We start from the raw sequence: 9,303 nt of genomic DNA on the forward strand, positions 1-9,303 counted from the left end.
AGGCCAAGCTGTTCGAGGAATACGTCAAGCTGCAGCTCAACCCCAAACAGCTCGAGCGCATCGTCGAGAACATCCGCGCCACGCGCGACCGGCTCAAGGACTTCAACGCCAAGCACGCCGAGTACGAAGAGTTCGTGGGCTTGAGCTACGACGACATCGCCGGCCACGTGAAGAAGCTCAAGGCCGCGTCGCGCCGCCGGAGCGTGAAGGTGGGCGGCAAGGGCACGTGGTCGCTGGAGATGCTGGAGGATTTCGAGCGCAAGATGCGCGCCCTGCGCGTGGAGATCAAGGCCATCGAGAAGGAAGAAAACCTCTCCAGCGAGGAACTCGACAAGGTGGTCGAGAGCATCCGCCGCGGCGAGATCCAGGTGCAGCGCGCCAAGAAGGAGATGATCGAGGCCAACGTGCGCCTCGTGATCGCCATCGCCAAGCGCTACACCAACCGCGGCCTGGAATTCCTCGACCTGATCCAGGAGGGGAACAGCGGTCTCATGCGCGCGGTCGACAAGTTCGACTACCGCAAGGGCTACAAGTTCTCCACCTACGCGACCTGGTGGATCCGCCAGGCCATCACCCGCGCCATCGCGGACCAGGCCCGCACCATCCGCGTGCCGGTGCACATGATCGAGGCCATCAACAAGGTCTCGCGTGCGCAGCGCAAGCTGGTGCAGGAGAACGGCCGCGATCCCACCCCGGAAGAGGTGGCTAAGAAGCTCAACTACCCGCTCGACAAGGTGAAGAGCGTGATGAAGGCCAGCATGGAGCCGATCTCGCTGGACCGGCCCATCGGCGAGGACGAGGACTCGAACCTGTCCGACTTCATCGAGGACACCTCGGCGGCCTCGCCGTCGCAGTCGGCGTCGCACGCCATGCTGCGCGACCAGCTCAACCGGGTGCTCTCCACGCTCACGCGCCGCGAGGAGAAGGTGATCCGGCTGCGCTTCGGGCTGGGCGACGGTACGCCGCGCACGCTCGAAGAGGTGGGGACCATCTTTAATGTGACGCGCGAGCGCGTGCGCCAGATCGAGGCCAAGGCCCTGAAGAAGCTGCAGCATCCCAGCCGCGCCCGCAAGCTGAAGGGCTACACCGAGATCATATGAGCCAGCGCGCGCCGGCTGTGCTACGCTGCGCGCGAGGGCCCATAGCTCAGTTGGTCAGAGCGGCGGGCTCATAACCTGCTGGTCCCAGGTTCAAATCCTGGTGGGCCCACCAGTCAAGAAAACGCCGCCCCGTGCGGGGCGGCGTTTTTGTTGAAAGCCAGAAAGCGCCGATGGCCCTGCGGTCGCGGCTGACATCGACGTGTCAATTCACCATGTGCTTGTCGTCCGGACGATCCGGGCAGTCGCAGTCGTTGCCGTCCACGCCGGGAACGATGTCACCGTGGGCGCGGTGGGCCGGCAGGGCAGACATGTCGATGGTGATGGTCACGTATGAGCCATTGCCCTTGCGGTGACACACTCTCACCTTGCTTGGCGCAATGTCGCCGCCGTGGTTGTAACCCTCGTGCGTGTATCCGACGACCGTCGCCACGCCCGTGTTGACGTCCACGTGCATGAGCGGGGCGTCGACCTCATCACACTCGCTGAATCCCTTCATCGCCGTCGCCCATAGCACGTCGTTGTCGTCGAAGGCGATCGACATGATCTCCATCCACGGCCAGTCTTCCGGGCAGACACCGGGCACGTTGTTCTGCGGAACGCCGGTGACGTGGGTAACGAACGTGGAGGCGCCGGTCTGGGGATCCAGCAGGTACAGGTCGTTGGCAAATGTGGACCAGAGGCGTCCCTGCGAATCGAACGCCATGTCCATCCACTCGGTATGTCCGGTGTCTCCAACGCGGGTGGCCTCGCCGGTGTACTTGTCGAAGCGGTACAGGTACGAGTCACCCCAAACGTAGGTGGGCTCGCCCCCCGTCTCCGGCGGTCCAACCGTGAAGCCCGTGGCGTAGACGTTGCCGCAGGCGTCGATCTCGGGGCCGGCGAAGTTCAAGGGATGGGTCGGGCCGATGTAGGTCAGCGCACCCGTCTGCAGGTCCACCCGCGCCAGGCGCGCCTTGGAGTGCTCCTGCACGCCGTCAAACCAGCTGACGATGGTGTACATCGTCCCATCCACGTCGAAGGCCACGCCGTACGGGGCGAAGAAGGCATCGGGGTATTCTGGATCGGGCGAGATATCGTACAACCAGAGGCTCGTGCCCAGCCCCGTGCGCGTATCAATCCACTCCAACGCCACGGCCCAGTCGTTCTCGATGGCCCAGTGGGACGTGTAGAACTGGGACGGCGCGGTGGACGATGGAAGCAGGCTGTTGGCAGTGGAGCCGTCTGAAACAACGGGTGGCTCCTCGCCGCAGCCAAAGACGAAGAGCGTGATCGCGAGCAGGCACAGGAGAAATACGGACGTTTTCATGGTGAGTTCTCCTCGGTCGATCTGGTTCTTGCAAAAAGGAGAGAAATTCAGCTTTTCGACACGTGCTGACAAGATGCGCGCGTTGCGAACAGCAGGAGCCCACGACGGATGAGTCGCTGTGGAGGACGCGTGTTGTTGCCACCCGGTCTCGTAGAGGCGCTGGATTGTCGGAGCGGTGACAGGCGCGTTCGGCACGGCGACAGCCGCTGGTGTCAGCAGCGGGATTCTAGTCGTGGCGGCGGAGAGGCATCAATGATGCATGTGCATTATTTACTGGACGTCACCGGGCGGTGACGGCTACCAGCCGCCCCCGGGGAGTCCGCTCCGGGGTGCATGGTCGGGGTGCGAGTCACCTTCCCGCGCGGGCAGGCTGCCCGGCAGCTTCGAGCGCGGCACGAGCCTCGGTAATCAACCGGGTCATGTCCGCGTCGGGGTGCGTCACCTCTCTATCCAGGATCGCGAACTGGCGGGCCGCTTCGTCTCCGCGGCCCGTCTGTGCGTAGAGGGAAACGAGTCGCAGGCGAACGAGGGAAGAGAGCATCCTCGCGTTGAGCCGCGACGTCCACGGCGATACTCCAGGGGTCAGGGCGAGTTCGAAATATGCGGCGGCGGAGTCGGGAAGATCCTGGGACACAAACGACTCCGCTGTGATCCATCGGAGATACACCCGGTCCAGCCCAATGCCAAAACGATACGAACCGCGCGACAGAGGCGCCAGGAGATCGGTCGCCTGACGCCACCGACCCGCCAACTCATGCTCCAGTGCCATGACGAGGTCCTGGCGTACGCCTGAATCGCGCAGATCGTCTTTCGAGAGTCCGTGCAGGAAGCGGCTGGCTTCGGCTGTGTCGCTACGCGCCGCCATCGTGAGTGCTCGTATGACCCTCTCGCCTGTAGTCGAATCGCCGATGCCAGACATCGAAATATCGCGGCCCCGATCCGATGAAGCCACAACGAGAAAGAAGTCACGATCCGAATCCGAATGCGCCTGGCGCAGGAGGCTGCCGGCCTCAAGCAGCGATCCTTCTGCCGCCCGATTGCACGCCATGACGACGAGTGCCTGTTCGTGAATATCGTCCGCAAGGGTCGGATCGTTCCGGAACAACCGGGCCAGGCTATCCGCCGCGGTCCAGTCGCTCGCGGCCACAGGAATCGCCATGTGGTAGGCCAGGGCGGTTCCTCTTAGCTTGGTGCTTTCCAGTCGGGCCTCGTCGATGAGACCGAACATGAGTAGCATATCGATCTCGTTTGCGAGTACCCACTGCTGCGGTCCGAACGGCCCCACGTGTGCTGCGCGCCGGGCGCAATCGAGTGCTTCCTGGTAGCGACCGGCGATCATCAAGAGGCCGACGCGATTCCCCAGCGAACTGCTCAATTGATAGCCTCGGCGGATCAACTCCTGGCTGAGCGCATCGGCACGCTCGAAATTGCCGTCCAGGCTCTCCTTGCATTGCTGGAGGAACATCTGCCCTTCTTCCGTCAGCCGCTCCGGGTGTCGAAGTGCCTGATTCAGTGCATAACGCACCGAATCCATCTCGCTGAGATGCCAGTGACCGAACATCTTCAGGGCCCAGGCCTCAGCGAAATCAGGATCGATACGAAGTACTTCGCGCAGGAGTACCAGAGAGCCGCGGTCGTCCCCCTGCATCTGCTGCATCTCGAACGCTTCGGCGTACTTGCGATAGGCCTCGAAAGACGGCGTTGCGGCCGTCCAACGAAGGTGTGTCTGCTGGAGTGCGGACCGCTTCTCCCCGAGCCCTTCGCGTAGTTTCTCCGCGAGGCGCCGCAGGGTGGCAATCAACGCGTCCTCACCATTGGCTGTGTCGTTGAAAGAACAGATGACGCTGCCATTGTCCGCGTCAACCGCCCTGAGCACGATTGCGTAGTTGGAACCCAGGCGGTCTATGCGTCCTTCCACGACGGTCCTAATACCGCTCCGGTACGCTATTTCCCGGGCGATCGCACCGTCCACCCGGGTGGTCTCCGGCATTGCCGCCAGGGAAAGGCCAATTCTGATCTGTTCGGTCGGGACTGCCTCGACGATGTTCGACTCGTCCAGAGTCGCAATAACCAGATGTCTTGCGGCGACGCCAAGCGAAGGTGATTCCCTGGGAGCGTCGAATTCGGCAACCATGACCCATGGCCGCGGATCTGCTGGGCCGCTGTTGCCCGCGTCCCCGGTCGGCAGCCATCCCCGGTCGATCGCCAGCCACGCGGAAGCGGCGATCGTTGCCGTGAGGACGAGGAGAGGAGCGGTGAGTCTCCGCCGCCTCAACCTGCGCAGCAGGGAGGATCGCGGAGTCTTGATTCCGCGCGAAATGAGGTCGCGCTGTGTCTCGAGATCCGACAGGAGCGCGGTCATCGTCTGGTAACGCTTCGCAGGGTCTTTTGTGAGCGCTTTATCGAGAACGTCTTCCAGGGTTCCCGGCACTTCGCGTCGTGTCTCTATGATCGGCCTGGGGGCCTCATGCATGATCGAATAGAGCAGCGCGGGTTCCACCGCCCCCTTGAATGGCAGTTCGCCAGAGAGCATCTCGTAGAGCATTACGCCGAGTGACCAGATGTCGGTGCGATGATCCACGGCGTCACCCGCCGCCTGCTCCGGAGACATGTAGGCGACTGTCCCGACCATCGTCCCGCTCTTTGTGAGCCGGGTCTGTGTTGCGAGCTTTGCGAGTCCAAAGTCCACCACCTTCGCCTGACCCTCTGGCGTAACAATGACGTTGCCCGGCTTGACGTCCCGGTGGATAACGCCTGCCTCGTGTGCCTTCGATAGGCCTCGTGCCACCTGCACGGCGATGTCCAATGCCTCATCAATCGCCATCGGACCGTCCCCGACCTTCTCGGTGAGGTTCCCACCCTCGACAAACGCCATGGCGATGAACGTCTGTCCATCGGCCTCGTAGATCTCGTGGATTGTCGTGATATTGGGATGATCGAGGGCGGCGGCCGCCTGGGCTTCGTGAAGGAATCGCTTCTTCTGCTGTGGATCCGCCAGCAGGTGGGGAGAGAGGAACTTCAGGGCAACGGTGCGTCTGAGGGTGAGATCCTCAGCCTTGTAGACAACGCCCATCCCCCCGCGCCCGAGTTCCGCGGTGATCCTGTAGTGAGATATGGTTTGGCCGATCAATCCCGGTCCTCCGCGAACTGCAGTGGTCGGAGTGCAGAGAAGGCAGTTTACATGATCTTCGTAGATCTGTAGAGCCGGTTGTCGCGGTCGGCGCTGTGGCTCGGGGGCGGACCTTGGTTTTCGAGGCTTGCCGGGCTCGGGAAAGCCCACTCCGGGGGTGGGTTGACGTGCCCTTGTTCTCACGCTACTCTGGCCGACAGGAAACCATGAACGACCTCCGCCGCGACATCAGCCTGTTTGTCTCCGTGGCCCGCATCGAGGCATCGCTGCACAGCGACCGGCTTGCCCTGCAACGAATACCCACCGAGATAGAGACCATCGACCGCGCCCTCGCCGGCCTCGAGGCCCGCGAGAAGGCGGCGCGCGCCAGACTCGACGGCCTGCTGGTGGCACGGCGCGACACCGAGAAGCGCCTGCACGAGCACGAGGATCACCTCAAGAAGTGCAAGAGCCAGCAGTCACTGGTGAAGACCAACGACGAGTACACCGCCATGATCAAGGAAATCGCCAACCTGGAGAAGGCGATCGGTGACGACGAGGAAAAGATCCTCGTCCTCATGGACGAGATCGAGGCAGCGGAGAAGGAAACCGCCGCGGCGCACGAGGCCCTGCAGGTGGAGCGCGGCAAGCGCATGGCGGAGCGCGACACGCTGGAGGCGAAGAGCGCCGAACTCGCCACCGAGGTGGACCGGCTCACGCGCGAGAAGCCGAAGATTCTCTCCGAAATCAGCCCCGCGCTGCTCAAACGCTACGAGCGCGTCGCCGACCGCTTCGGCGACCTCGCGGTGACGCGCGTTCAGGACGAGCACTGCGGCGTGTGCCGGCAGCAACTGCCGCCGCAGGTCGCCGTCGAGGTGCGCAAGAACGACCAGTTCATCACCTGCCAGGCCTGCGGGCGCATCCTCGTCTACTATGCGGATTGAACCACCCCTCGCCGAGCGCCTCGACGTCCTCCTGCAGAAGCTCCTCGACGGCAAGACCCTCGCGGTGGCCGCCGCGGAAGCCGGCATCGGTGCTGCGGAAGTGGTGGGGATCACGAGGAAATTCAAAAAGGAACTGGCGGAAATAGCAAAGAAGCACCCCACAAAGAAGACGAACGCAAACCAGAAACTCGCCCTCGTTGCCTACGCCGACGGCGGCTCGCGCGGCAACCCTGGCAGGGCGGCCTGTGCGGCGGTCATCACCGATGCAAGCGGTGCCGAGCTCCTGCGGCGCGCGCGCCTCATCGGCAAGGCCACCAACAACGTGGCCGAGTACGAAGCCGTGCGCCTGGCGCTGGAACTGTGCGCGGAACTGGGTGCGAGCGACGTGACCCTCAAGCTCGACAGCGAACTGGTGGTGCGCCAGCTGGAGGGGCAGTACAAGGTGAAGAACGCCGACCTGCTCAAGCGCTACGACGACGTGCGCGCGCTCATCTCCGGCTTCCACGCCTTCCGCGCGGAACACATCCCCCGCGCCCAGAATGCCCTGGCCGACAAACTCCTCAACGCCGCCCTCGACGGCAAAGACCTGGAACAGGCCTGAAGAGGAGAGGCCGTCCGACTTGCGTCGAACGGCCTCTTTGTCTTGATCTAACTCGGGCCCGGATCAGGGAAACCGCGAGGAGTGGAAGCGGTTCTCGAAGATTGTCCACGGTGACATCACCTGTTCGGTGGTGGTTCCGTTGTGCCGGTGGAGGGTGAAGCGATTCGCCGCCTTCCAGGTGGCGAGGATCCTTCCTTCTCCCGGGGCGGGCACCGACGACGCGACCTTGACCTCATAGAACGCCGACACCCCGGTGGAGGTGGCGAACCCCATGGTCTTGGTGACTGTGCTCTTGACCTTGCCGCCCACCCCCTTGAGTTCGAAGCCCACTTCCTCGGATGCGGTCACGCTCTCCTGTTCCCAGGTGGTGTTGGTTTCGTTCTTGCCGGTGCCGGCGGTGTAATCCAGCTGACAGTCGTTGAAGGCGGAGGTCCAGCACTCCTCGTCCCAGTAGAACTCGCGTTCCAGAAGGTAGAACGGTGAGTTGGCAACCTTCCAGTTGACGTCCTTGTTGGCATCGGTGAAGGCGTTGAACGGCACCAGAATCGCCCGCGTCTTGAGCGGCTGCGACGACGCGCCGGGGTCTGCCAGGCTCGTCAACTCCGGCCGCCAGCGCGTGCTGTAGTAGTCCGCGTCCATCACGACCTGTGGCTTGATCAGCAGGACGTTGGCGACCGGGTTGCTGATGTCGTTCACGGCGTGCGAGGCGTGCGCCACCACCGTGTTCGGCGCAACCAGCATCTGCTCGTAGTCGCTGTAGGTGCTGGGAATGACGAGCTGGTCGGCGCGGAAGAAACGGTCCGAGAGCCCGTTGCCGGCATCGTGCCAGGCGTAGCCCCCGATTCCCGCGGTGCGGGTGAGGTCCTCGCGCACGCACATCACGGCGTCCAGCGGCGGCTTCTGATTGGCCGGGTTGTTCGCGTTGATATCGCCGCCGGGGGTCCAGTTGTAGACCACCACGCCCAGGGCCACGTATCCCGGCGGCGGAATGGGGCGCCAGAACGCGCCGGTGACATTTCCGTCCGGATACCACCCGTTGATAGGGTACGTCAACCACACGCCGTTGTGCCAGACCATCTCGTAGTCATCCGGCGCCTTGAGCGGCGGGTTGGCGGGACTGGTCCCCTTGTCCTTCACCACGAGCGCGGCGCTCTTGAGATCATTGGGATTCTGGTAGCCGGCGAAACCGATCGCACCCAGGGGATAGTAACCGGCGGGGGCGATGGGCATGTAGAAGTCGCCGTCGTTGTCGGCGCCGCTGCCGCTGTCGTGGTAGCGCGAGCCGAACTCGCCTGTGAACTTGATCAGCAGTTCACCCGCGTCGAGGACCGTTGGATCGTACACGGTCACAGGGAACTGGCGCTTGTCCCCGGAACCCGTGGACACGGTGATGGTGGCGGTGCCGGCGCCGGCGCCGGTCACGCTGATGGTGCCGGTGGCCGCCGCGCCATCCGCCGCTGCCGTGATCGAGCCGATCACGGTGGCAACACCCTCGTCGCTGGAACTCACCGTGAACGGCTCCAGCGCGCCCGCAAGCGGGGTCACTTCAATGGCCGATGTCGCGCCGGGAACCACGGCAACGCCGAGACGGTCGAAGGACATGTTGCTGAAGGACTCGGCGGGGGTGTTGTCCTCCGGCGCGGCCGGGTTGTCGTCGCTGCACCCGGCGAAAGCGAACCCGACTGCCGCAAGCACGAGGCACGAGCACACTTTTGCCGCATGACGTCTGAGAGAGTGCATAGCGGACTCCCTTCGTTGGGAGAGAAAAGGGCGACAGCGGCAATACGGGAACAAGAGAGCGGTTGCGGCCACTGTCTGAGGCAATCGCCGGAGGGCCAGGTACGGGAGGTGCCCAGGCGGCCCCTGGAAGCGAGTTGCTTCGCGGATTTCCATTGATTGTAAGGTCAGCTCTGCCTTGGGGTCAAGGCGTGTGACGCGGGCCGAATCCGGGTTCTGGAGGTTGCGCCTGTCACGGATCCCTTCCGGCTATGGACGCTCCGGCAGGGCCGGCTGCGCGGCCCTCAACACCCACGGGCCACCCGCAACGTCGCCGTGCATTTGCAACGGGTGTCCATGACCGCTGCGCCACCGCGCAGTGTCTCGCTTGTTAGCCTGCGGGTTACGCGGTACTATTCTTGGGTCGTGCGTCGAAGTAGCTGCACGAAATTGAGTCTGGCTCGCAGCCTATCTGGATAGGCTGCAGGAGATAGCGGTAGAAGTGCAGTAGAACAGTAGTTAGGCGG

General features: G+C 63.6%; 6 protein-coding genes and 1 tRNA gene. 4 read left to right on the forward strand and 3 right to left on the reverse strand.

The genetic code is table 11. The annotated features are described in order from the left end of the window. On the forward strand, nt 1-1,100 hold a 1,100-nt coding region (rpoD, locus tag OEX18_14915), incomplete at its 5' end, for an RNA polymerase sigma factor RpoD (protein ID MDH4338560.1). A 35-nt stretch (nt 1,101-1,135) separates the two neighbouring features. Next, a tRNA-Ile gene (locus OEX18_14920) sits at nt 1,136-1,212 on the forward strand. A gap of 90 nt (nt 1,213-1,302) precedes the next feature. On the opposite strand, the gene OEX18_14925 is transcribed toward OEX18_14920, so the two are convergent. Next, nucleotides 1,303-2,406 carry a hypothetical protein gene (locus OEX18_14925; protein ID MDH4338561.1) on the reverse strand — a complete coding sequence of 368 codons (1,104 nt, stop codon included), beginning with the start codon at nt 2,404-2,406 and terminating at the stop codon, nt 1,303-1,305. A gap of 349 nt (nt 2,407-2,755) precedes the next feature. Continuing rightward, entirely contained in the window at nt 2,756-5,536 is a 2,781-nt protein-coding gene (locus tag OEX18_14930) for a serine/threonine protein kinase (GenBank protein ID MDH4338562.1), read from the reverse strand. Between the two features lie 206 nt (nt 5,537-5,742). Here OEX18_14930 and OEX18_14935 point away from each other — a divergent pair, with 206 nt between their 5' ends. Next, nucleotides 5,743-6,459: a C4-type zinc ribbon domain-containing protein gene (locus tag OEX18_14935; GenBank protein MDH4338563.1), complete on the forward strand. Its 717-nt coding sequence runs from the start codon at nt 5,743-5,745 to the stop codon at nt 6,457-6,459. Next, complete coding sequence (locus OEX18_14940; protein ID MDH4338564.1) at nt 6,449-7,060, forward strand: ribonuclease HI family protein; 612 nt, start codon at nt 6,449-6,451, stop codon at nt 7,058-7,060. The genes OEX18_14935 and OEX18_14940 overlap by 11 nt, the downstream gene beginning before the upstream one ends. Nucleotides 7,061-7,123: 63 nt before the next feature. Here OEX18_14940 and OEX18_14945 read toward each other — a convergent pair whose 3' ends face one another. Beyond that, nucleotides 7,124-8,800, reverse strand: coding sequence for a Vps62-related protein (locus tag OEX18_14945; GenBank protein MDH4338565.1), 1,677 nt, complete (start codon nt 8,798-8,800; stop codon nt 7,124-7,126). Between the last annotated feature and the right edge of the window lie 503 nt (nt 8,801-9,303).

It is taken from the genome of Candidatus Krumholzibacteriia bacterium (assembly GCA_029865265.1).
Taxonomy (GTDB): domain Bacteria; phylum Krumholzibacteriota; class Krumholzibacteriia; order WVZY01; family JAKEHA01; genus JAKEHA01.

Excerpts from the sequence above, each read along its gene's own strand:
- OEX18_14925 (MDH4338561.1), bottom strand. The coding sequence starts at position 2,406 with ATGAAAACGTCCGTATTTCTCCTGTGCCTGCTCGCGATCACGCTCTTC.
- OEX18_14935 (MDH4338563.1), top strand. The coding sequence starts at position 5,743 with ATGAACGACCTCCGCCGCGACATCAGCCTGTTTGTCTCCGTGGCCCGC.
- OEX18_14940 (MDH4338564.1), top strand. The coding sequence starts at position 6,449 with ATGCGGATTGAACCACCCCTCGCCGAGCGCCTCGACGTCCTCCTGCAG.
- OEX18_14945 (MDH4338565.1), bottom strand. The coding sequence starts at position 8,800 with ATGCACTCTCTCAGACGTCATGCGGCAAAAGTGTGCTCGTGCCTCGTG.